We start from the raw sequence: 23,310 nt of genomic DNA on the forward strand, positions 1-23,310 counted from the left end.
AAAACTGCAATACAGGATTGCAGTTTTATTTTTATAGATAGCAGAACTACTATTCGCTAACCGTTGGTTTTACAAATAAATCATGCGTACCATCTGAACCTAAGTTTAAGAAACGTTCGTACTCTCTTAAAACGTCAGAGATTATTTCATCCTTACTTAAATACTGAATATCATATCCCATTCGATGATCACCAAAATACGTTATTGGTAAAAACATGGTCTCAGAATCAATTGTAGGCATATTTAATTCATTCACTAAAGTCTCTGATACGGTTTGTGGCTGTGCCATCACACCAAAGACAAAATCGCGTAACTGCTCGTGCTTGATGACAAGTTCGATAGAATTATTAGGCGTAGTATGGTAAACAATACTAGCTTCAATTTGGTTCTTCTCTAATTCGCTTACCAATTCCTCAAATGAAATACGTACTGTTTCATTCAAGAATTTCCTAATATCTTTCTTTTGTGAATAGGTTAGAATTTTTTGTAAACGAACCTTCCAGTGGTAGTCATTCCAGTTTAAACTTCCATGAGAATACTTGGTCATACTGTACTCATTATCTGCCGATAGGGCCTTCCATAAGTTCACACAAAGCAGCAACATGATAATCCCGAATGGTAGTGCAGTAACTAGCGTCATGGTCTGTAAAGAGGCTAATCCTCCAGAGCGTAGCAAGCTTAGCGATACAACGGTAAGCAAAACTCCCCAAAAAGCATTTTGCCATTTAGGAGAATTTGTAGCTCCTTTTGACGAAATCCCATTCATTATAAATATTCCAGAATCTGCTGATGTGATAAAGAACACGCAAATAATAGCAATCGAAAGCACATTCAACAAACTAGTTAAAGGAAAGTAACCAAAAAAGTTAAATAACAAGGTGTCCGGATTATTTGCAAATTCGCTTAAAGCACCATGAGCAACAAATTTGTCAATCCAGATAGCACTACTTCCAAAGATGGTCATCCACACAAAGTTGAAAAGTGCTGGTATGAATAGAACAGCTAATATAAACTCACGTATTGTTCTACCTTTAGAAATTTTAGCAATGAACAGTCCTACGTAAGGAGCCCATGAAATCCACCAAGCCCAATACAGTATCGTCCAATTAGAAAACCACTCTTGACTGTCTTTTTCGAAAGCGTATGTATTAAAAGTCAATGACATAAAGTTACTTACATAATGTCCAATTCCTTCTGTTAAGGTACTTAATATATAAATGGTTGGCCCTGCAATTAAAACAAACAGCATTAGCGCACCCGCCATTATGATATTGATTTCACTTAGTTTTTTAACTCCTTTTCCTAATCCACTTGTAGCAGATATAATGGCAATCAACATCACGACAACTACAATTCCTACTTGATACTCGAAGCTAGTATTAGGAATCACACCTAAACTTTCAAGTCCGGCACTTAATTGCAAAACACCAAAGCCTAAGGTAGTAGCAATACCAAAGAACGTACTACACAAAGCAAAAACGTCAACAATATCACCAAAACGTCCATGTATTTTATCTTTCAACATTGGGTAAAACCCACTACGAATAGCAATAGGCAAATTATGACGATACGCAAAATATGCCATAGATAATCCTACCACACCATAAATTGACCAAGCATGAAAACCCCAGTGAAAGAACGTATACAACTGCGCCTCCTTTGCTCTTAAACTTACATCAAGATTGCTGATCGCAGGATTAGCAAAATGAGCCATAGTTTCGGCAACACCAAAGTACATTAAACCAATTCCCATACCAGCAGCAAAAAGCATGGCTACCCAGGAGAAGAAGGAATACTCTGGTTTAGTATCATCAGCCCCTAACTTGATCTTACCTAGTTTACTAACTGCCAGACCTATTAAGAAAATTACAAAAACAGTAACAATTAACACATAGAGCCAACCTAAATTTTTGAAAATTACTCCTTTAACGACATTAAAAAATTGTTCTGCCTCTACAGAGAAAATTCCACAAAAAAGAGAAATTACGATGATAATCGTAAGACTAGGTAAGGCAACTGACTTTGTGAAATCAGTTTTAAAATTATACTTCTGTTCTAAAAAAGATAATAGTTTATTCATAAATAGTTAAATAAAGTTAACTGCAAACAATGCTTGTTCACAGTATTAAAAATAGTCTGCTCAATTCTGCTTTAGAATATAAAACCAAACCCAAAAATGATGTTTAATTGCTAAAAATAAATTTAGCTCACTGAGTAATCATCATAAAATAATTGATGATACGCTAAGAACCCTGTAAAGAGTTCCAGTGAAAATTGAATGACAAAAGCCATTGTAGTTTTGAAAATATTGCAACTTATCGCTATCTTGATTGTATTACATTTTAAAACAGAAATAAAATAAAGAATCAAAAAAATTGCAAATTGGTTTGCAAAACTAACAAAAATTGACAAAAAACAGCTCATTATGTTGGATTACTCAATCTATCAAGCAAATAGTCAATGAAATACTGAATTTATTAGTGATGCAGTTTTTTATTTGCCAAATAAGCTTGCCATTTTGAGCACCAGAATAATGACCGCAAGATACTTTTACAACATTAGATAAAAGCAACTACATCATAATGTTGTATCTTTTGTTAAAAATTTTGATAAAACATGACCACTTTAATCCCTAATTTTATGCTTTTATAACTAATACTTAAACCATGAAAAAAATACTTATTTCTTGTATGATATTAGCAGCTGTTGTAGTAGGCTGTAAAACAAATAGTGATTCGGCTAATACAAAAAACTTAAAAATTGATTTTGAATCCAAAAGTAACAGCAACGTTTCTGGTACCGCAACATTTGTAGAAAAAAATGGTATGGTAACCTTCACCGCAAAGTTAGCAGGATTGCAACCAGGCGTGCATGCAATACACATTCATGAAAAATCAGATTGTTCAGCTGCAGATGGAAGTTCAGCAGGAGGACACTGGAATCCTACTTTTAAAAAGCATGGAAAATGGGGTGTTGGTGAGTACCACAAAGGAGATATTGGAAATTTCACTGCTGACGCAAATGGAAACGGAATGATAACCATGACTACTAATGAATGGAATATTGGTTCAGGTGATCCTACAAAAGATATTCTTGGAAAAGGATTGATTGTGCACCAAGGAACAGATGATTTTGTATCGCAACCTTCAGGAGATGCAGGAGCTAGAGTAGCCTGCTCTGCAATTATAAAATAATTTTGCCCAATACTTTTAATAAGCGTACACTAGCTGTTTACAAATAGTGTATGCTTATTTAATTTAAATTTAATGAACAAAGCGATAAAAATAACTAGCTTTGTCACCTCAAATAACCACAATGATTAATCCATCAGCATCAGGCTGGATCGAAAAATACTTTAGCATGCAAAGTACTGTTCCTCAAACAGTTTTTAGCAGTCCTGAAGATTTTTATTACAAGATTCGACAAACAGGTTTCATATACGGACACGTAATTTCGTTTGAAACTACTACACCAATACAAACAAAAGGATGGGTTCAAAATGAGATTCCAAAAGTTGCTTTACTGAATACCTTGCATGCTGTTTACAAATTAACATCACAAGAAAATAATGCTACTGCCTTTATAAATAAAGCAGTCGATTTTTACAATGAGATGCATCCGCAGGGATTCAACTTGTTTAAGAAAGTTTTACCTAATGGTACCGCCTCGTTAAATCTAGAGAAAATTATTGATGAGCGTGTTCAAACTAATATTGACATTATAAGTAAGAACTTCTCTCACATTATGACTAATGCACTGCTATTTGTAGATATCTTAGCCTTTAGACAATACTTGATTCACGGTGAAATACCCGAAAAATATTTAAAAAAGATAGAAGAAGCGGTTATTAGCTTAGTTTCATTATCCCTTAAAACAAAAACTCAAAAATCTAATTATGATGATTTGCTCATCAAGCTATTTGAGGCATCAGTACGTTACAGTAAGTTTTCAAAAGTTAATGTTCAAAATCTAGAACATTTAAATTTGAGTTACTTTACCTCTGAATTAGAGAAGTATTATCTGATAGATATGGCAGGAATGGCTTTGTGGAGCGATGGAAAAATAGAAAACGAAGAGGCTTATTTTTTACATAAGGTTGCTCAATCAGTTGCAGTGTCAGACGATTTTGTTACTGAAAGCATTGATAGTACCAATTCTTTTATATCGTTAAATAAAAAAGATATTGCCTATTTTAACTATTCCAATCCTGTTAAACATTTTTATGACCAGACGACACAAAGTGTGATTACTTTGATTACTCGCAATAAGAACCGACTTGTAAAAGAGATCGTTCAAAGTAAAGAATTGATGGTTTTGCTAGCATTATCAACTAGAAGAGATTTAGACGAAAAAGAAAAGAAAAAGGTTAAAAAGCAATTGTTAGACATCTGTAAATCGGTGCCATCATTGACTATCTTTCTCTTACCTGGAGGTAGTTTATTACTCCCAATATTAATAAAATTTATCCCAAAGATGTTACCATCAGCATTTAATGAAAATCTAGATGAAAATGAATAAAAAAAAAGCCACTTTTTATAAAGTGGCTTTTTTATTTAATATTTAAAATTGCAATTGAAATACTTCATCTAAATCTGTATTCGAACTGATATTTACTTCTAAGTCAGTTACAAATCCTGAATTCAATCCATACACCCAACCATGAATACTAAGAGCTTGTCCGCTTTTCCAAGCTGCTTGAACGATAGAGGTTTTAGATAAATCAAAAACTTGCTCTTTAATATTGATTTCAACAAAAGCATTAAAACGTTCTGTTTCATCTTCAATAGAGTCTAAATAAGTATTGTGTAAACGGTACACGTCTTTAATATGACGAATCCAATTGTCAATAATTCCAATAGACTGATTACCCATTGCAGCTTTAACTCCACCACAACCATAATGTCCACATACAATTACATGTTTCACTTTTAATACGTTAACCGCATAATCTAAAACACTTAACATATTCATGTCAGAGTGTACAACCATGTTAGCAATGTTTCTATGTACAAAAACCTCTCCAGGCTTAGCGCCAATGATTTCATTTGCAGGAACACGGCTATCTGAACATCCAATCCATAATAATGGTGGCGTTTGTCCTTTAGCTAAGTCGGCAAAAAAGTTAGGGTCTTTTTCTAAAGCATCAACAACCCATTGTTTATTATTATCTAGTATTTTTTTATAAAAATCACTCATTTTTTTTAAGTTTTAAAGTGACTAACTAACGATAAAATTTATTGAAATCAAATGCGTTAATTAATCTACAGTTATTTTTTAATTATTTTCTAATGTCTCTGTTACCGATTCTTTTTTAACCATCTTTCTTTTTGCCACATCATAATAATGCTCAAATGAAACATGATTAGCATTTTCAGGTGTGTTTTCTAAATCGTATGCGTCCTTGAATCCTTTAAGTTTTACCTTTATATTTTCTTCTTTAGCACGAGTTCCTTTAAACTCTTTAATTAAATCCAAAATATCATGCGCAATATAAACAGTATCTTGTGCATTAATGATTACTTTACTGTTTTCTGGAATGTCATTTAAAGTGCTTTTTATAGCTGCTTTATTTAAAAAAGAAACTTCTTGTGCAAGATCAATATGAATAATATCTCCGTCTTCATATTCTTCCTTTTTAAAACTATACGCTCTTTTTAGGTTTCCTTTTAAGATAAAAATAATACTAATTACAATTCCTAATGCAACACCTTTAAGTAAATCAGTAGTAACTACTGCAATCAAGGTAGCGATAAAAGGGATGAACTGGTATTTTCCTTTTTCCCAGAAATGTAAAAAAGTTGCTGGTTTAGCTAATTTATATCCAACTAAGATTAAAATCGTAGCTAGAGTAGCTAATGGAATTTTATTTAGAATAACTGGAATAGCCAATACACTTATAAGTAATAATACTCCGTGAATGATAGCCGACATTTTTGATTTGGCTCCAGCCGCATTATTTGCAGAGGTACGCACTACAACAGATGTCATAGGTAAACCACCAATTAATGCACTTAAAATATTACCAATTCCTTGTGCTTTAAGCTCAATATTAGTGTCTGTATATCTTTTTTGCTCATCCATCCTATCTGAAGCTTCGATGCATAATAAAGTTTCAATAGAAGCTACAATAGCAATAGTCAAACCTACAACCCATACTTTAGGATTTGTAAATCCAGAAAAATTTGGAGTAACAATAATTCCTTTTAATTCTTCAAAAGAAGTAGGAACAGGTAATGAAACTAAATGCTCTTTTGAAATTGCAAGAGAACTTCCAGAAGAGATAAAAATCTCATTTAATATAATTCCTGATGCAACAGCAATTAAAGCACCTGGTACTAATTTTAATTTCTTAAAAAAAGGAACTTTATCCCAAGAGATTAAAATTGCCAATGAAACTATTGTTATAATAATAGCTCCAAGTTGAACGTGGTTAAATACTTCAAATAAAGATGAAAAAGTGTTATTTCCATTTTCCTGAGCAAATGATTGATCGCCTTCAAAATCAGCATCATAACCAAAAGCATGAGGCAATTGTTTTAGGATAATAATTACCCCAATACCTGCTAGCATTCCTTCGATTACATTAGTAGGAAAATAGTTTGAAATACTACCTGCTTTAATAAAACCTAAAGCTAGCTGTACGAATCCAGCAATAAGCACTGCTGTTAAAAAAATATCGAAAGCCCCAAAATCAGTGATGGCTGTCAATATAATTGCTGTTAAACCAGCTGCAGGTCCAGAAACACTAAGGTGTGATTTACTTAAATACCCCACAACAAGTCCTCCAATAATACCAGAGATAATCCCGGCTAATGGTGGTGCACCAGAAGCTAATGCAATTCCTAAACATAAAGGTAGCGCCACCAAAAAAACAACTAAACCAGAAGCAAAATCTGATTTAAGGTTAGCAAAAAGATTGATTTTCTTTGTCATAATACAATAATAATTAATATACAAAACACTGAAGCATAAAGATATGCAAATTCATGTTTAAATTTATAAAAAACGGTATGTACTATGCTATGTCAGGAGGAGGCGAAAAAATACTGCGAGTAATCTTATCATGTTTAGACAAGTTCTCAGATAGTATTAATGTAGTTTTATTGTATTTACCTATTAAAAGCTCAGGAAGAACTTCTTCATGGTAAGTAAAAACTTTAATTTCTTTTTGGGTGTGTTCTTCTTCAGAGAGACTGAAAATTAATGTGGTATCGCATGACTTTTCTATTATCGTCACAATAGGTGGCGTAGCCAAAAAGGCTATGAATAAGAATAAAAAGATACTTGCAATTACTTTCATTAATGCAAAAATATGGTTTAACTTGTTAAAACAAAAACAAGTGCAGAAAATTTATAAAAATTTAACATTAAAAAAAAACGCCAGACTATTAATACATTAATAATCTGGCGCTTACTTTATATTATAATAATACCATTATTCCTCTAACCAAGCTTGCATCATCCATATTGTTTTTTCTTGCTCAGCAATAAAATCACTCATCATACTATTAGTACCTTCATCATTAATAGCGGCTGCTTTATCTAAAATTATTCTTTCAATTTTTAGTAGTTCTGATAAAGAAGCAACAATAAGGTGAATTGCTTTTTCATCTTTAGAAATATCTTTTCCTACTACTAATTGATTGTTTGCAATGTAATCCTCAAAAGTATGCAGTGGCGTCCCTCCTAATGTTAGAACACGCTCAGCAATCAAATCAATTTTTAATTGAGAGTCGTTATATAACTCTTCAAATTTCACGTGTAAATCAAAGAAACGTTTCCCTCTAATATTCCAGTGAATTCCTCTTAAATTTTGATAATAAACTTGAAAGTTTGCTAACAATGTATTCAATTCGTTTACAATTAATTCTGATTCTTTTACTGGTAATCCTAAAATATTCGTTTTCATAATCGTTAATTTTTATACAAATTTAAAAAACAAAGCTAGAAATAAACTATAAAACAAATTGATTGTTTTTATCTTTGTATCATAAAATACTATAGATGACAATTACTCAATTAAAATATGTACTAGCTGTAGCTGAGCATAAGAATTTCACGCTAGCTGCTGAGAAGTGTTTTGTAACTCAACCTACATTGAGTATGCAAATCCAGAAAATTGAAGAAGAATTAAGTATTCTGATTTTTGATCGATCAAAAAAACCAATCCAACTAACGGAAATTGGCCAAAAAATAGTGAATCAGGCTAAAAATATCGTTAATGAAGCTGATCGAATTCAAGATATCGTTGAGCAACAAAAAGGCTTTATAGGTGGTGAATTTAGGCTAGGAATCATTCCTACTATCATGCCTACCCTATTACCTATGTTCTTAAATAATTTCATTAAGAAATACCCTAAAGTAAAATTAATTATAGAAGAATTAAATACTGAGGAAATTATTGTCAAGTTAAACAACGGTCATCTTGATGCTGCCATAGCTGCAACGCCTTTGCAAGAAGAAAAAATCAAAGAAATTGTTTTATACTTCGAACCTTTCATGGCTTACATTCCTGAAAGTCACGAACATTTTGATAAAAAAGAAATTGAGATATCCGACTTAAATTTAGATGAAATCTTATTATTACAAGACGGTCATTGCTTTAGAGATGGGATTTTGAATTTATGCAAGAACAATCCTAAAAATGAATTCAGTCATTTTCAAATAGAAAGCGGTAGTTTTGAAACATTAATCAAACTAGCCGATGAAGGGTTAGGAACTACATTGTTGCCATTCTTACACACACTGGATCTAAAAGAAGCAGACAAATTAAAGTTAAGACATTTTAAAGAGCCTAAACCTGCTAGAGAAGTAAGTTTAATTTACCCAAAAAGTGAATTGAAAATTCAAATAATTGATGCTTTAAGAAGTACAATTACTGGTGTTATAAAAGGCGCTATTGTATTTCAAAATGTAGAAGTAATTAGCCCTTTGGCAAAAAGCCGAAATTAATTAATCCTCCACAACAATAAGACACTTCTTTAACTCTGGCTTTTTACTAGTGTAGAAATTAAGCCAGTTTTTAAGGTGTTCCATTTCATAAGGCAATAAATTACGCATTGCTTTTCTTAATTCCTTAGTAAATAAATCAGGATTAAAACTGACTTTTTCAAGAGAATCCTTAGTGTAAAAATAGATCAATCTAGACATGGCACTTTGTTTAGTAGGTTGTTTTAATAATAAAGTAAATATATAAATAGTTACTTTATATAATGCAAAATATAAGCCAAACTACGTTAAAGTATCGACGGATTGTCATAAAATAAGAAAAACGGTATTACTCCCTCTTCTTTTATACCACTAATTACTTAAGCTGAGTTTTAAATATAAAAAAAGGAACCTAAAACATGGGTTCCTTTTTATTTATGAATTTACGATAAGTAAACATTGCTTTAATTCCGGTTTTTCGAAAGTAAAATCAAACAACCATTCTCGTAATTGCTCAATTTCATATGGTAATAAAGTTCTAATTGCTTTTTCTAATTCTTTACAAAAAAGACTAGGATCAAAGCTAACTCTTTCTAATATGGATTTTGTGTAATCAAACATGATTTTAGACATAATAAAATAAGAATTTCAGGTTATTTTTTGATTTTCTACTGTTGTAAAAATACACTATTTAAAAAATGTATGATTAAAATTTAACGTATATTTTTGATAAATATTTTACATAAATAAAACATTTAACTATTAATCAATTGCTTAACTTTATAAATTAACTGATTTTTTTAGCTCTAAACATTTCTCTTTTACCTGGAGGCCCAGCTAGTTTTTCAACAACAAACCCTACTTCTATCATGCTTCTTTTCACAACTCCACGAGCGGCATAAGTTACTAAAACCCCATCATCCTTGAGTGCGTCATACATTTTTTGAAAAATTTCAGTACTCCATAATTCTGGTTGTACTCTGTATCCAAAAGCATCAAAGTATATCAAATCAAATTTATTTTTATCTTCTATGTCTGCAAAAAACTGCTGCCTCTTAGTTAAGGTGAACCTATTACTTAAAATGGTTTTCTCATTCCAGGCCGAACCGTGCATTTGATCAAAAATATTTTCTTGATCTAAAGCATTTAATTCTGCTACGTAATTCATTGAAACAAGCTCTTCTGATGATATTGGGTACGCCTCTACTCCTACATAATCGATAATTTGATTCATTTTAGCACCTTCTAAATAGGTTATAAAAGCATTCAAGCCGGTTCCAAAACCTATTTCTAAAATAGCCAATTCTTTATCCTTGAACAACGATAGTCCGTTTTTTATAAATACATGTTGTGCTTCTTGTATTGCTCCATGCTTAGAATGGTATGACTCATCCCACTCCGGAATATGGATTGTAGTGGACCCGTCTAGTGTTTGTATAATTTCTCTTTTCAAAATAGTTTTATTTTTTAAAACTCTAACAACTGAATTAGCGATTAGATTAGGTCAAAAATACTCAAAAACAACTATACAAAAGCGCTTAGACTCAATTAGTTTTTTACTTCTAATTTATTGCTTGCAAGTGTAATTTTCGATAAAAATAATAGTGAAAAAAGTGGATTTACATCAAAAACAATCCCTTATAAATCTCCTAACAATGTATACGCATTTATTTTATTGGACTTAAAAACCACCAAAATTACATTTAACTAAATTACCCTTAAAGGTTTTATAGTTAGTTTAAAATAGCCTTTATAATATTACATATTTAACATAAAACATACTATTTTAATTTAGTTTGTTATAATATCAATAAATCAGAATTAAAAGCGGTAATTAATGGTGTTTTAGCAAGGAAATTACTGATTTTTATTTAATTTTGCAGAAGCCAAACTTCTTTATTCTAATATAATTAAGTAGACCCTTTTTATACCAAAAATAACCATCGTTAAAAGCGAAACAAATAAAATATTATTATGAGTACTACTCAAAATCAACAAATTGACATCACTAAAGCCGCTTCGTCTAAGATAAACGAAGTAGATTTTGACAACTTAACTTTTGGTTCTGTATTTACAGATCATTTATTTGAATGTGACTATATTGATGGTCAATGGCAAACTCCAGTTATCAAGCCTTACGCGCCGTTTTTAATGGATCCTTCTTCTCGCGTTTTTCATTACGGTCAAGCAATTTTTGAAGGTATGAAAGCCTATAAAGATGAACAAGATGCTATTTGGCTTTTTAGACCTGATGAAAACTACAAGCGTTTCAATAATTCAGCAACACGTATGGCAATGCCTGAAGTACCTGAAAATGTTTTTATGAATGGTTTACACCAATTATTAAAAATTGATGAAGCTTGGATTAAAAAAGGAGACGGAAGTTCTTTATACATTAGACCCTTTATGATTGCTACTGGAACCGGCGTTATGGCTAATCCATCTGATAATTATAAATTCATGATTCTTTTATCTCCAGCAAAAGCATATTATTCTGGTGAGGTAAAAGTACTTATCGCAGAGCATTTTAGTAGAGCGGCAAATGGTGGTATTGGAGCTGCAAAGGCAGCAGGAAACTACGCTGCACAATTCTACCCTACAAGCTTAGCTAATAAAGAAGGGTTCCAACAAGTGATCTGGACGGATGATGCTACACATACTATGCTTGAAGAAGCAGGTACAATGAATGTGTTTTTTAGAATTAACGATACCTTATATACAGCACCAACTAGCGAAAGAATCCTTGACGGAATCACTCGTAAAAGTTTAATCGAAATGGCTAAAAAAGACGGAATCGAAGTTGATGTGCGTCCGGTATTAGTTTCTGAATTGGTTGCTGCTGCAAAAGACGGTTCTTTGAAAGAAATTTTTGGTGCTGGAACAGCTGCTGTAGTGAGTACTATAGCTGGTTTTTCTTACCAAGATGTTTACTACGAATTGCCTAAAACAGCAAATTCATACGCTGCACAATTAAAAACTAAATTAACCAACTTACAAAACAAACTTACCGAAGATACTTTTGGTTGGACTGTGAAAGTATAGTTCGTTATAATATACAAAAAAGCGATTTTCAATATATTGAAAATCGCTTTTTTTATGCCTTTTTTTTTAAATGTACTAGCCTGCTAAAATTTTAGAAAAATCCGGCTTAAAATAATTAGGCCCTTTTAGTACTTTCCCATCTTCTCTATAAATAGGATTTCCGTTTTCATCTAATTTGCTCATATTACTACGCTGAATTTCATCAAAAACAGCTTCTATTTTATCTTGCAGTCCGTGTTCTATAATTGTTCCGCATAAAATATACATCATATCGCCTAAAGCATCAGCTATTTCGATCAAATCCTCATTTTTTACTGCTTCATGATATTCTTCATTTTCCTCCTTCATTAATTCATACCGAAGATTATTTTTTTCGGCGCCTAAATTGGCTTTCGGTTCTTCGCTATGTCCTATTTTAAATGCAGTATGAAACTCCTTGACGGCATTGATTTGTTTTTGCATGATTTTTTATTTTAAGAAATGAAACGGCAAATTAGCAACTATTGGTAAACTATTAACTAAATTTGCTAAAAATAATTTACACTATGTTTAGTCAAGGACAATTGATATTTGCTGGCTGTTTTTTTATTGCTTTTGTTATCGCAATGGTAATTGCTTATAGAAAAGATATAAATACACACAGAGAATTTTACAAAGGGAATTATAAAATCCTATTGGGTTTTTTACTTTTTATTGGAATTTTATTTTTGATAAAAATATTTTTCAAACGTTAATTCACTCGTTTCAATGCATAAAAAAGCCCGCTACAAAGCAGGCTTTTTTTATGCAGTAAATTATTCGAGTATTAATTTTCTAAAGGTAAAAAACTAAAATCTTTTGAGTAATTAAGCATTTGCTCTTCAAATGATTTAGGTTGCTCTACAGAAATAGAAATAATATTTCCTTTCGCATCCATTTTTGGAACTAAAACTGGATTTACAAAACCACTATAAGGAGCCGAAGCAAACTGCTTGTTACGTGCTAAAACCTCAGCATGTAACTTTTGATCTACTTTTACACCGTAGTTTTCTACTAAAGCTTTTCCAGCTTCATAATCTCCCTCTGACTTGATGCGTTGCACTTCACGCAATAAATCTCCAAAGATGGCATGTAATTTTACGTAATCAGTAATATTGAAATAGGTTTTTCCGTTGCGAGTTAATTTCTCAATAACGTTATCTTTCTTTCCTTTTTCAAAAGCCCATGCACTCACCCACTGACGGTTTCTCATGTGTGCTTCTTCAATATTTGCACCTAAGTCTAAACGAACTAATTGCGTCATTAATCCATTACGAATGTAGCTATCATAAGATTCCATTCCTGTTTTTTTCCAGTCATCAACTAATCCTAGTTCTTGAATTTTAGGATTGTATAAATAGTACAAACCAACTAAATCAGCTCTTCCTTCTTCTAAAGTAGAAGCATAACTTTTTAAAGTTTCTTTTGGCGTACCCACACCTTCGTTAATTTGCCCAGAAGCATGACCTACAACTTCATGTAAAGCAGTGTGTAATTTATCACCTATTTCAGCATATTTTTCAGCCAAAGCAATTTCTTCAGCATCATTTGCAAATTCTTGTAACTTTCCTTTTCCACCTGCATTAGAGTAAGCATCAATGATATTCCCTAAAGAAACAGACTTAGAACCATGCTCTGCGCGAATCCAGTCAGCATTAGGCAAGTTCACACCAATAGGCGTACTAGGAGAAGAATCTCCTGACTCACCAGCAACAATAACAGTTTTGTATGAAACTCCTACTACATTTTTCTTTTTATGTTCTGGCATTAAAGGAGAATTATCCTCAAACCACTGTGCACTTTCAGAAACCACAGCCATTTTTTTAGACATATCAAAATCCTTAATTTGCACCACACCTTCATAAGAACCTCTATATCCTAAAGGATCATTATATACTTCTATAAAACTATTGATGTAATCAATATTCCCCTCTGTAGCGTCAAGCCATGCAATGTTGTATTCATCCCATGTTTTCAAATCTCCTGTTTGGTAATATTTAATCAACAATCCTAAAGCATCGGCTTGTTTTTGATTTTCAGCAACTCCTTTAGCTTTCTCTAACCAAAAAATAATTTTGTCGATTGCCGCACCATACATTCCGTTACTTTTCCATACTTTCTCTTCTAATTCACCATTAGCATTACGAACTAACTTAGAGTTCAAACCATAGGAAAGTGGCTTTTTAGGATCTGCATTTGTTTTTTTAGCGTAAAAATCTTCTGCTTCTTTAAGCGTGATCCCTTTATCATAAAAGTTAATTGCTGAACCAGCTAACAATCCTTTTGACTCATCAAGATTCACTTTTTTATCATCTACATCATTAAAAAGAACGTCTACAACAGCTGCTTCTAAAACAGTATTAGTTGTTTTCATTAAATCAGCAAAATACGCCTGATTAAATTCAGGTTTAATTTTATCATTTGAATAATGGTGGTGTATTCCGTTAGAAAACCACACTCTTTTTAAATAGATTTCAAAATTAGCCCAGTCTTTACTTTCTTTATCTCCAGCATAATTTTGATAAATATTTTCAAGTGCTTTTCTAATTTTTAAGTTATTTCTATAGTTTTGATCCCACATAATATCACGTCCAGAAGTTCCTGCTTGTGTAAGGTAGTAAACTAATTTTTGCTCTTTTAAGGTTAGATTTTCCCAACCTGGAATTTGGTAACGCAACACTTTAATGTCGGCAAATTGCTCTACAAGATTATCAAACGCTTTTACATCTTGCTTTGCAGTAGCAGTGCTCGCTGCAGGTTTTTGTGTATTACAAGCAACAAAAACTCCAGCCGTAAGGATTAATCCAGCTATTTTTTGTAATTTCATTATTAATGGTATTTAGTTTTCAATATATTATTATTGACAAATATACATATTCTTTAAAGAAGTTATAAAAATCAACATACGCAAGCGTTATAAATTGCCGAATTATTAAAACATCAGTCAAAAACAAGCTTTCATTGAATTACAATCATAGTACTTTTATTACGCGAAAAGCGTCTGTTATCGCAAGCTTTTTTACCATTATAAGATTATAAATGCGCTCAACAAATTAAAAAAGCAGGCATTTTATATTTTTTCTATACTTAGTATAGCATATTAATAAAATTTCTAACTTTACAACACCAAATAAACCACTTAACATGAGAATTTTAAAATATATATTTCTTTTATTTTTACTAAGTTTAGTAGCCTTGTCCATATTTATTGCTACGCAAAAAGGGGATTTTCAAGTGGAAAGAAGTAAAATTATAAATTCTCCTAAAGCTGTAGTCTTTAGCTATGTAAATGATTATAAAAACTGGAGCGAGTTTGGTTCTTGGGCAACTGAAGATCCTGAAATAAAAATGATTTTCCCTGAAAACACCATTGGTAAAGGAGCTGCATATTCTTGGGAATCTAAAGATGGTGATGGTGACATGAAAACTCTTTTTGCTAAAGAAAACGACAGCATTTCTCAAAAAATGAATTACAACGGAACTTTATCTTCTGTTTATTGGACATTTAAAGATGCAAAAGGCGGCACAAAAGTTACGTGGAATATTAAAGGTAAAATGAGTTTTGCTTTCAAGGTATATACCGCTTTAAATGGAGGGGTCGATCGAGTTATAGGAAGTATGTTCGAAAAAAGTCTTGAGAACCTAGACAAATCATTAGTATACGAAATCAATACTTTTAATGTAAAAGTAGATGGATTAGTACAAAAACCTATGACCTATTATTTAGGACAAACATTTACAACGGAGATTTCGAAAATCAATAAAAATTTCAAAATTGTAGTTCCAAAGATTAAATCTTTCTGTCAACAAAATGACATCAATACAGTAGGAAGGCCTTTTATTGTTTACCATACCTATGATGAACAAACACAATTAGCCCGCATCACAATAGCTGTACCTATCGAGAGAGAAATATTTATAAGTTCCGGTAGTGACATTATTTCTTCTAAATTAGCACCATTTGAAGCTGTAAAAGCAACTTTAACTGGAGACAATTCACATAATAAAGCGGCTTATGATAAAGCTCTCGCTTATTTCAATCAAAACAAACTTACGCACGATCCTACTATTACCCATATAGAAATATACAATACTAATAAAACAGAGGTAAAAGATCCTTCAAAATGGATCACCGAAGTATACATCCCTATGCCTCCTAAAGTTGTCGTGCCTGTAAAAACATACACACCAACCCCAGTTGAAACAGAAACAGATTATACTCGTGATGCTGAGACTAACACTAATCCTACCACGCCTAAACCTACAGTAGTTAAACCTACCACTCCAAAAGTTGGAACTCCAAAAGCGGTTACACCCAAAGCTCCAAAACCAGAAGCTGAGAAAGTGGTAAAACCAGAAGTGCCTAAAAAAACCGTAATTGAAAAACCTGTAACAGAGGAAGATGAATTCGAATTTTAATTTATTTTTTAAATCACATTAAACCTTTATTATAAATTCTATTCTAATATAAATAAAAGCATACTTTGTCAGAAGAAGAAGAATTTATACAACAGTTATTGAATAGTAAAACGCAAAACGAAGCGTTTCAAAAACTCTTGTTAACCTATCAAAAACCGCTTTACAATCACATACGTAACATTGTTCTCAACCACGATGATACTGATGATGTTTTGCAAAACACTTTTGTGAAGGTATTTCAAAATCTTAAAAATTTTAAAGGAGAAAGTAAGCTCTTTTCTTGGATGTACCGCATTGCTACAAATGAAGCGATTAGTTTTTTAAATATAAAATCTAAAAAAAGCGGTATAAGTTCCCAGACACTTCAAGACAAAGCAATCGATAATCTTAAAGCAGATGACTATTTTGACGGAAATGAAATACAAATCAAACTCCAAAAAGCCATAGCCAAGCTTCCAGAAAAACAACAACTAGTCTTTAAAATGAAATATTTTGAAGAATTAAAATACGAAGAAATTTCAGAAATTCTAGGCACATCCGTAGGAGCATTAAAAGCTTCATACCATCATGCTGTAAAAAAAATAGAAAGCTTTGTTACATCAAATTAAACCTTTTACTCATTTTGAAGTCAAACTAATGTTATGAAAGAATTTAAACTCGAAAATAGTACAAAAATTGAAACTGGATTTTCAACTCCAGAGAATTACTTTGAGGATTTCTCAGCAAAATTAATGCTTAAAATCCCTCAAAATGATACCGCTGAAGCAAAAGTGATTCCGTTTTTCAAAAGACGAAAAACTAGTATCATGTTAGTTGCAGCATTACTTGTAATTGGCTTGATGATCCCCATCGCTTTCAATCAAACAAAAAAGATTGCTACTACTGAATTAGACGATACCACTTTAGAAAATTACCTAAGTTATCAAAGTAACATGAGTCAATATGATTTAATCAACTCACTAGAATCAGAAGATTTACAAAATATAGAGACAGAAAATACCACATCCTTAGAACAGGAAACTATAGAAGATCTATTAGTTGACAATGGCAATTTAGAGCATTATATAATAGAATAACTTTCTTTATTGCCTATTATGATCCATGATAATTTTAAAAATAAACAACATGAAATTTAAAAAAATACTACCACTATTACTGCTTCTTACTTCTTTTAGCATTTTTGCACAAAGCGAAGGGATGAAAGACAAAAAAGAACAAATAAAAGCTATGAAAGTCTCTTTTATAACTTCTGAATTAGACTTATCTACTAAAGAAGCACAACGTTTTTGGCCTGTTTACAACTCCTTTGACGACAAGCAGTTTGAAATCAGACACGAGAAAATGAAAATGTGTAAAACACAATTAAACGACATCACATTAAATAAAATAAACGAAAAAGATGCTTTGAGTTTAATTGACAAAATGGAAGACTCAGAAGATGAATTATACAGCTTACGCAAAAAATACATCAAAGATCTTAAAGAAATTCTTCCAGCTGCAAAAATCTTAAAACTGCGAAAATCAGAAGATGATTTCAACAGAAAACTTTTGCATCAATATAGAGATAAAGCCAAAAGGAAATAATCAATACCACACTATGAAACACAAAACCCTAAACAAATTGTTTAGGGTTTTGTGTTTTTACATCATAAATAATTAAAACATCACTTTATTGTAATCCTTTTAAAGCATCAATAAGCAAGTCTATATCTTCTTTAGTATTATAATGGCTAAAAGATATTCGAAGACTCGGTTTTTTTAAATCTTCGAGCGAAAGCATTTCAGCAAGTACATGAGAAGGCCTAATACTACCGCTTTGACAAGCGCTACCTCTTGATACCGCAATTCCTTTCATATCTAAATGAAAGAGTATCATAGCTGTTTTATCTGCTGCGAAAGGCAATAATACATTTAGAATATTATAAAATCCATTAGCGTCTCCATTTACAATAAAACCAGGTAACGAAGCAGTCAATTGTTCTAATAAGTAGGTTTTTAATCCTTGAATGTGCTTTTTTTCCTGATCAAGGTTGGCATAAGAAAGTGTCAATGCTTTTGCCATTCCTGCAATTTGATGCACTGCTTCTGTTCCTGCGCGCAATCCTTTTTCTTGCTCACCGCCAAAAAACATTGGCTGCAGCCCAGAGTTTTTCCTAACAAAAGCAAAACCTACTCCTTTAGGACCATGAAATTTATGTGCACTTGCCGCAATAAAGTCAATAGGAATTTCTTGTAAATCCAAGACTTGCTTTCCTATAGACTGAACAGTATCCGAATGAAATAACACATTGTGTTCCTTACATATTTGACCTACTCTAGCCAAATCTAAAACAGTTCCTACTTCATTATTAACATGCATTAAACTCACTAATGTTTTAGCTGGATTAGCCAGTAACTCTACTAAATTAGTAATATCAATACTACCGTCTGGTTTGACCGCAACGTAGTCCACTTGAATTGCAAATTCCTTCTCTAATAACATTACTGTATGCAAAACCGCATGATGCTCAATCTTACTAGTGATGATTCGGGTTACTTTCAAATCTTTTACCGCCGAACGTAAAATCCAGTTGTCTGCTTCAGTGCCACAAGAAGTAAAAATTATTTCTTGAGCAGGGACATTGAGTTCTTTAGCAATTGCTTTTCGAGACAATTCTAATACACTTTTGGCATTTCGACCAAAACTGTGTGTAGATGATGGATTACCATAATCCTCAGCCATAACTTTAGTCATTTCTTCAATGACCTCTGGTCGTATTGCTGTTGTTGATGCGTTATCGAGGTATACTTTTTTCATTGCTGCAAAGTTAATGAAATATCAATTATGAATTCTCCAATATTAATTGTCATTTTTTTAGCTATTTTTGTATCAAATTAAATATACAATGAAAAGAGTACTAGGTCTATTGGTTTTTGTGATGCTTTTTAATAGCTGCGATGATGGAAATTTAATACAAGAGGACATCAGTTTTGAAGATGTTACAGCAACACAAAGTTGTACTGATAATGATATAATTTATAAATTAAAAGATAATGAAGCGCTACTAGTTGAAATTCCGAGCGTAAATTTCACTGATGAAGATTCTGATCTTACTGAAACAACATTAACAATAAGCAGCACCACTAATCGCGTAGTATATCGTTTTTACAATGGTACAGTAACGGCAGATAATATTTGTGAAACTATCCCGCCAATAACTCCCGCTGTTACTGACCAATGGATAGCAACTGGTGGCACAATCGTTATCACCAAAGAAGCCAAAAAAGAAACCGATGCTACTGACAATAGCACTAGAATTACAGGATACAACCACAATATTGTTTTTAAAAACATTACTTTTTCTAAAAGTACAGGAGGAACACAAGTATATGATGTCTTTAATTTTGGAAGTTATGTGACTACTGCAACAACATTACCTTTTGGTTTTGACGAGACAAAAGCGTTAAATAAATGCAGTACTAATGATCAAGTTTATAAATTTACTACCGGCGAAGCAATGGAGCTTTCTATTGATCCATCATTAATTATTAATGAAATCACTGTTGCTAATTCCCCTCGAAAAGGAATTATTGGAACCACTCAAAACAGACTAACATACCGTTTATTTACAGCTGGTTTACTAACTGCAGACTATTTTTGTAACGCAACAACTCCTGCTACTCCAACAGTAAATCAAGAATGGAATGGTGTAGCTGGAGTTACTGACAAAACCGGACTTATTGAAGTAACCACCACCACTAGTGGACCATCTAGTTTCAAGCATACCATTGTATTAAAAAACACTACTTTAAGTAAAGGAAACTACAGTTTTTCACTAGGAGATAATTATACTTTGGGCGTACTTTATACGAGTAATTAATAATGTTCAAGCATAAAAAAACCATTTTGTAATACTACAAAATGGTTTTTTTTATATGAATATTAAAGCTCTTATTTAGTGTTTTGCTTGATAAAAACTTCAGTAGCTCCTTGACCATATTTTTGGTAGTTAGCTTCTTTAAAATCAATATTATCATACCTACCTAATAAAAAATCCAGTTCAGCTTTTAAAATTCCTTCCCCCACGCCATGTATAAAAACAATCTTTGGGATGCGATTACGAATTGCAAATTCAATATGCCTTTTTGCCGTATCCGCTTGTAAAGTTAGAATATCATAATTAGACATTCCCTGTTTATTTTTCACTAGCTTTTCTATATGTAAATCAAATTCAGGAACAATACCTTCGCCTTTATCTTTGCGTTCTTTAACAAAACTTCGTGGTTTTGGGATCTCTTTCTCCTTTGTGATTTCATCTATATCGATTCTTTTAATAGAATCCATTAAATTACTGGTTCCGTTTACCTTAAGTAACTCGTTAACAAGAAACGTCATCATGAATCCATCCTCAGTTTCTATAGTAACATCGTTCCCTTTTACTGAAATCACTATGCCATTTATTGCCTCATCAAGTACTGAAACACTATCTCCTTTACTAAACATCTTTATCGTCTTTTTCTTGATTTTTACTCGGTGTTTTTGCACTTAATTGCATCATTCCAAACATAAAGATGGCAATAGCAATTACGGTTACATATACATTCTTGTTGGTGCTCACTTGCTCATAAAAAGCAACAATGATCGCAATTATCATTATAGGAATTATAAACTTTTTCATATCTTTATCTATCAGAATCCAAAAGTAACAAATTTAATATAGCTTCGTTTATTTAAGCATATCTTTCCTGAAATTTTATAAACGCAATTTTAAAAACAATTGATGAATTTAGAAAAATACATGCTGCCTTGTTTAAGTAAAACACTCTTTGGGGTAGAATGTTTGGGTTGTGGATTTCAACGTGCTTTTTTACTTTTATTTCAAGGAGAATTTATTGCTTCTTTTAAAATGTATCCTGCCATTTTTACCACCTTAATTTTTCTATTTTCTTGGGGATTAACATTTATTTTTAAAGGAATTTTTTCTCAAAAAACCATTCTAATTTTAGCCTTTATAAATGTCGTTTTTATGATTTTAGGATATGCTTATCGCCACTATTAAATGTGATTCTTTTTAAAATATTATTTATTGATCTTACTCAAAATATCATTCATCATTTCAATTTGGATTTTTTGAATCTCAATTAATTCTTCTTGCTGATGCATCACTAAATGATCTAATTTTTCATGGAGTAATCTAATTTCAAGTTCTGACTTTAGATTGATCATATAATCTTTTTTGCCACGTTCTCTATCTTTTTCTTCTTGACGGTTTTGACTCATCATAATTATTGGCGCTTGAAAAGCAGCAACACATGACAAAATTAAATTCAATAAAATAAATGGATAGGGATCAAAACCATTATTGGACAAAAAATAGATATTAGATAAAATCCATATCACAATAAAGAAACCAAAAAGTGAAATAAAACGCCAACTTCCACCAAAGTCGGCTACTTTATCAGCAATAACTTGACCGTACGATCTTAGTTCAACTTCATCTTCAACTTGAGAGACTAAAGACTCTTCTTTATTAAAATCAATCACAAGATCCGATTCTAAACTCGACAACTCCCCTATTTCTTTTTGTAAAAAATTAGCAATGTATTTCTCTCGATACAAGTTCAGCTCTCCCACTGATAAAGATTGTGCATTATTAAAATCTGGATAATCTTTATTAATTAATGCCATGATTGGGTTTCTAATCATCGTTCCCAGCACCCTTTGACTTATAGAAAATTCTTTATTTGAGAGACCACTTATGAAAGTCGTTTTTAATTTCATTATACTTTTTTATACCTATTTAATACAACAGTCGTTCTAAACAAACAACTTCTCTTTTGGATTAAAAGTACAAAAAAAAGAGTCTGTTCTAAAACAATTTAAACTACAGTTGTTAAATAAAAACTAAAAAGAGCGCAAACAAAAAAGTGCCTAACGTTAAGCATACTAAAATCCAAAATAGTTCAATATATTTGTAAAGCATTATATTAGAAAAAGCAATTATGTACCGCAGCAACCTTTTTACTAACACCTCTAAAAGCTTAATAGCTTTCTTGCATTATTGTTGTTGCTGTAACTAATACAATGCCTTATTCATCCTTTTTTATATTAACAATTCAATCCTATAATCGTGACGAAAGATCAGATTATCCAAAATATTAGTGCTTTAAAAAGCCATACTTCTATCAACTACGGAATAAAAACTAAAACAGAAGTTTTTACAGAACAATTATTCTATACTTTGTTTGACACCAATGCCCCTCTTGAAGAAAGCATTGACGAACTCGAAAAACGCTTTAAAGAGGTTGCCTTAATTGCATGTAAAAAACCCAAAGGAGATTGTGAATCTATGTGGAAAAGTTTTCTAGACCAATTGCCTCTTGTACTAGAAATGCTAAATAAAGACGCCCATTATATTTTAGAAAACGACCCTGCCTCAAACAGCATCGAAGAAGTCTATTTAGCCTATCCCGGTTTTTATGCTATTGCAATCTACAGGTTAAGCCACGTTTTATACAATTTAGATTTATTACTATTTTCTAGATTGATGAGCGAATATGCTCATCGCATCACTGGAACAGATATTCACGCTGGCGCAAAAATTGACTCTCCTTTCTTTATCGATCACGCCACCGGAATCGTAATTGGAGAAACTGCAGAAATAGCTAAAAATGTCAAAATATATCAAGGAGTAACTCTTGGCGCACTAAGCGTTAGCAAAGAAATGAAAAACGCTAAAAGGCACCCTACCGTTGAAGAGGGTGTATGTATTTATGCCAATGCCACTATCCTTGGTGGAACGACCGTAATAGGTAAAAAAAGTATCATAGGAGGAAATGCTTGGGTAACTAAATCAATTCCACCAAAATCAATGGTGCTAAATACTACAACAACCGAAGTAAAAATTAAAGAGATCAAATAAT

25 protein-coding genes are annotated in these 23,310 nt (G+C 32.0%); 12 read left to right on the forward strand and 13 right to left on the reverse strand.

Annotated elements, in window-relative coordinates; all coding sequences use genetic code 11:
- Positions 1 to 49: 49 nt before the first annotated feature.
- The gene (locus HNP99_RS15225) at positions 50 to 2,080 is read right to left on the reverse strand and encodes a BCCT family transporter (protein WP_173854251.1); all 2,031 of its coding nucleotides are present in this window, start codon (positions 2,078 to 2,080) and stop codon (positions 50 to 52) included.
- A 586-nt stretch (positions 2,081 to 2,666) separates the two neighbouring features.
- Here HNP99_RS15225 and HNP99_RS15230 point away from each other — a divergent pair.
- Both HNP99_RS15230 and HNP99_RS15235 read left to right on the forward strand, forming a co-directional pair.
- A complete protein-coding gene (locus HNP99_RS15230) occupies positions 2,667 to 3,194 on the forward strand; it encodes a superoxide dismutase family protein (protein ID WP_173854253.1) in 528 nt (175 codons plus the stop codon).
- 121 nt (positions 3,195 to 3,315) lie between these two features.
- Positions 3,316 to 4,518 carry an LETM1-related biofilm-associated protein gene (locus tag HNP99_RS15235; RefSeq protein ID WP_173854325.1) on the forward strand — a complete coding sequence of 401 codons (1,203 nt, stop codon included), beginning with the start codon at positions 3,316 to 3,318 and terminating at the stop codon, positions 4,516 to 4,518.
- Positions 4,519 to 4,560: 42 nt separating this feature from the next.
- On the opposite strand, the gene can is transcribed toward HNP99_RS15235, so the two are convergent.
- Together can and HNP99_RS15245 are read right to left on the reverse strand one after the other, a co-directional pair.
- Positions 4,561 to 5,196 carry a carbonate dehydratase gene (gene can / locus HNP99_RS15240; RefSeq protein WP_173854255.1) on the reverse strand — a complete coding sequence of 212 codons (636 nt, stop codon included), beginning with the start codon at positions 5,194 to 5,196 and terminating at the stop codon, positions 4,561 to 4,563.
- A 78-nt stretch (positions 5,197 to 5,274) separates the two neighbouring features.
- Positions 5,275 to 6,933, reverse strand: a complete 1,659-nt coding sequence (locus HNP99_RS15245; protein ID WP_173854256.1) for a SulP family inorganic anion transporter — start codon at positions 6,931 to 6,933, stop codon at positions 5,275 to 5,277.
- A 53-nt stretch (positions 6,934 to 6,986) separates the two neighbouring features.
- On the opposite strand from HNP99_RS15245, the gene HNP99_RS15250 reads away from it, so the two are divergent.
- Complete coding sequence (locus HNP99_RS15250; protein ID WP_173854258.1) at positions 6,987 to 7,148, forward strand: hypothetical protein; 162 nt, start codon at positions 6,987 to 6,989, stop codon at positions 7,146 to 7,148.
- A 287-nt stretch (positions 7,149 to 7,435) separates the two neighbouring features.
- Here HNP99_RS15250 and HNP99_RS15255 read toward each other — a convergent pair whose 3' ends face one another.
- Complete coding sequence (locus tag HNP99_RS15255) at positions 7,436 to 7,909, reverse strand: Dps family protein (protein ID WP_173854260.1); 474 nt, start codon at positions 7,907 to 7,909, stop codon at positions 7,436 to 7,438.
- Positions 7,910 to 8,004: 95 nt separating this feature from the next.
- Here HNP99_RS15255 and HNP99_RS15260 point away from each other — a divergent pair, with 95 nt between their 5' ends.
- The gene (locus HNP99_RS15260) at positions 8,005 to 8,952 is read left to right on the forward strand and encodes a LysR substrate-binding domain-containing protein (protein WP_173854262.1); all 948 of its coding nucleotides are present in this window, start codon (positions 8,005 to 8,007) and stop codon (positions 8,950 to 8,952) included.
- Here the strand turns inward: HNP99_RS15260 and HNP99_RS15265 are convergent, their stop codons facing one another.
- The 3 genes from HNP99_RS15265 to mnmC2 form a co-directional block, all read right to left on the reverse strand.
- Positions 8,953 to 9,150, reverse strand: a complete 198-nt coding sequence (locus tag HNP99_RS15265) for a hypothetical protein (RefSeq protein WP_173854263.1) — start codon at positions 9,148 to 9,150, stop codon at positions 8,953 to 8,955.
- Between the two features lie 213 nt (positions 9,151 to 9,363).
- A complete protein-coding gene (locus HNP99_RS15270; protein WP_173854265.1) occupies positions 9,364 to 9,561 on the reverse strand; it encodes a hypothetical protein in 198 nt (65 codons plus the stop codon).
- A 154-nt stretch (positions 9,562 to 9,715) separates the two neighbouring features.
- Positions 9,716 to 10,381 carry a tRNA (5-methylaminomethyl-2-thiouridine)(34)-methyltransferase MnmC2 gene (gene mnmC2, locus HNP99_RS15275; RefSeq protein WP_173854267.1) on the reverse strand — a complete coding sequence of 222 codons (666 nt, stop codon included), beginning with the start codon at positions 10,379 to 10,381 and terminating at the stop codon, positions 9,716 to 9,718.
- Positions 10,382 to 10,902: 521 nt separating this feature from the next.
- On the opposite strand from mnmC2, the gene HNP99_RS15280 reads away from it, so the two are divergent.
- Positions 10,903 to 11,970, forward strand: coding sequence for a branched-chain amino acid aminotransferase (locus tag HNP99_RS15280; RefSeq protein ID WP_173854269.1), 1,068 nt, complete (start codon positions 10,903 to 10,905; stop codon positions 11,968 to 11,970).
- A 75-nt stretch (positions 11,971 to 12,045) separates the two neighbouring features.
- Here HNP99_RS15280 and HNP99_RS15285 read toward each other — a convergent pair whose 3' ends face one another.
- Positions 12,046 to 12,432 carry a pyrophosphohydrolase domain-containing protein gene (locus tag HNP99_RS15285; RefSeq protein ID WP_173854271.1) on the reverse strand — a complete coding sequence of 129 codons (387 nt, stop codon included), beginning with the start codon at positions 12,430 to 12,432 and terminating at the stop codon, positions 12,046 to 12,048.
- 343 nt (positions 12,433 to 12,775) lie between these two features.
- Positions 12,776 to 14,815: a dipeptidyl-peptidase 3 family protein gene (locus HNP99_RS15290; RefSeq protein WP_173854273.1), complete on the reverse strand. Its 2,040-nt coding sequence runs from the start codon at positions 14,813 to 14,815 to the stop codon at positions 12,776 to 12,778.
- Positions 14,816 to 15,132: 317 nt separating this feature from the next.
- Between HNP99_RS15290 and HNP99_RS15295 the strand changes: the two genes are divergently transcribed.
- The 4 genes from HNP99_RS15295 (at position 15,133) to HNP99_RS15310 (ending at position 17,991) form a co-directional block, all read left to right on the forward strand.
- Complete coding sequence (locus HNP99_RS15295) at positions 15,133 to 16,407, forward strand: SRPBCC family protein (protein WP_173854275.1); 1,275 nt, start codon at positions 15,133 to 15,135, stop codon at positions 16,405 to 16,407.
- Between the two features lie 65 nt (positions 16,408 to 16,472).
- A complete protein-coding gene (locus HNP99_RS15300; protein WP_173854277.1) occupies positions 16,473 to 17,015 on the forward strand; it encodes an RNA polymerase sigma factor in 543 nt (180 codons plus the stop codon).
- Positions 17,016 to 17,048: 33 nt separating this feature from the next.
- Entirely contained in the window at positions 17,049 to 17,483 is a 435-nt protein-coding gene (locus HNP99_RS15305; protein ID WP_173854279.1) for a hypothetical protein, read from the forward strand.
- Positions 17,484 to 17,532: 49 nt separating this feature from the next.
- The gene (locus HNP99_RS15310) at positions 17,533 to 17,991 is read left to right on the forward strand and encodes a sensor of ECF-type sigma factor (protein ID WP_173854281.1); all 459 of its coding nucleotides are present in this window, start codon (positions 17,533 to 17,535) and stop codon (positions 17,989 to 17,991) included.
- 85 nt (positions 17,992 to 18,076) lie between these two features.
- Here the strand turns inward: HNP99_RS15310 and HNP99_RS15315 are convergent, their stop codons facing one another.
- A complete protein-coding gene (locus tag HNP99_RS15315) occupies positions 18,077 to 19,204 on the reverse strand; it encodes a cysteine desulfurase family protein (protein ID WP_173854283.1) in 1,128 nt (375 codons plus the stop codon).
- A gap of 88 nt (positions 19,205 to 19,292) precedes the next feature.
- Between HNP99_RS15315 and HNP99_RS15320 the strand changes: the two genes are divergently transcribed.
- Positions 19,293 to 20,267, forward strand: coding sequence for a hypothetical protein (locus HNP99_RS15320; protein WP_173854285.1), 975 nt, complete (start codon positions 19,293 to 19,295; stop codon positions 20,265 to 20,267).
- A gap of 71 nt (positions 20,268 to 20,338) precedes the next feature.
- On the opposite strand, the gene HNP99_RS15325 is transcribed toward HNP99_RS15320, so the two are convergent.
- A complete protein-coding gene (locus HNP99_RS15325) occupies positions 20,339 to 20,890 on the reverse strand; it encodes a Smr/MutS family protein (RefSeq protein WP_173854287.1) in 552 nt (183 codons plus the stop codon).
- Positions 20,883 to 21,065, reverse strand: coding sequence for a hypothetical protein (locus HNP99_RS15330; RefSeq protein WP_173854289.1), 183 nt, complete (start codon positions 21,063 to 21,065; stop codon positions 20,883 to 20,885). Before HNP99_RS15330 ends, HNP99_RS15325 begins: the two co-directional genes overlap by 8 nt.
- A gap of 102 nt (positions 21,066 to 21,167) precedes the next feature.
- Between HNP99_RS15330 and HNP99_RS15335 the strand changes: the two genes are divergently transcribed.
- Positions 21,168 to 21,446, forward strand: a complete 279-nt coding sequence (locus HNP99_RS15335; protein ID WP_173854290.1) for a DUF2752 domain-containing protein — start codon at positions 21,168 to 21,170, stop codon at positions 21,444 to 21,446.
- 20 nt (positions 21,447 to 21,466) lie between these two features.
- Here the strand turns inward: HNP99_RS15335 and HNP99_RS15340 are convergent, their stop codons facing one another.
- Entirely contained in the window at positions 21,467 to 22,168 is a 702-nt protein-coding gene (locus HNP99_RS15340; RefSeq protein ID WP_173854292.1) for a DUF1003 domain-containing protein, read from the reverse strand.
- Positions 22,169 to 22,517: 349 nt separating this feature from the next.
- Here HNP99_RS15340 and epsC point away from each other — a divergent pair, with 349 nt between their 5' ends.
- A complete protein-coding gene (gene epsC, locus HNP99_RS15345; RefSeq protein ID WP_173854294.1) occupies positions 22,518 to 23,309 on the forward strand; it encodes a serine O-acetyltransferase EpsC in 792 nt (263 codons plus the stop codon).
- The last annotated feature ends 1 nt before the right edge of the window (position 23,310 follow it).

Source organism: Flavobacterium gelidicaeli (assembly GCF_013294005.1).
Taxonomy (GTDB): domain Bacteria; phylum Bacteroidota; class Bacteroidia; order Flavobacteriales; family Flavobacteriaceae; genus Flavobacterium.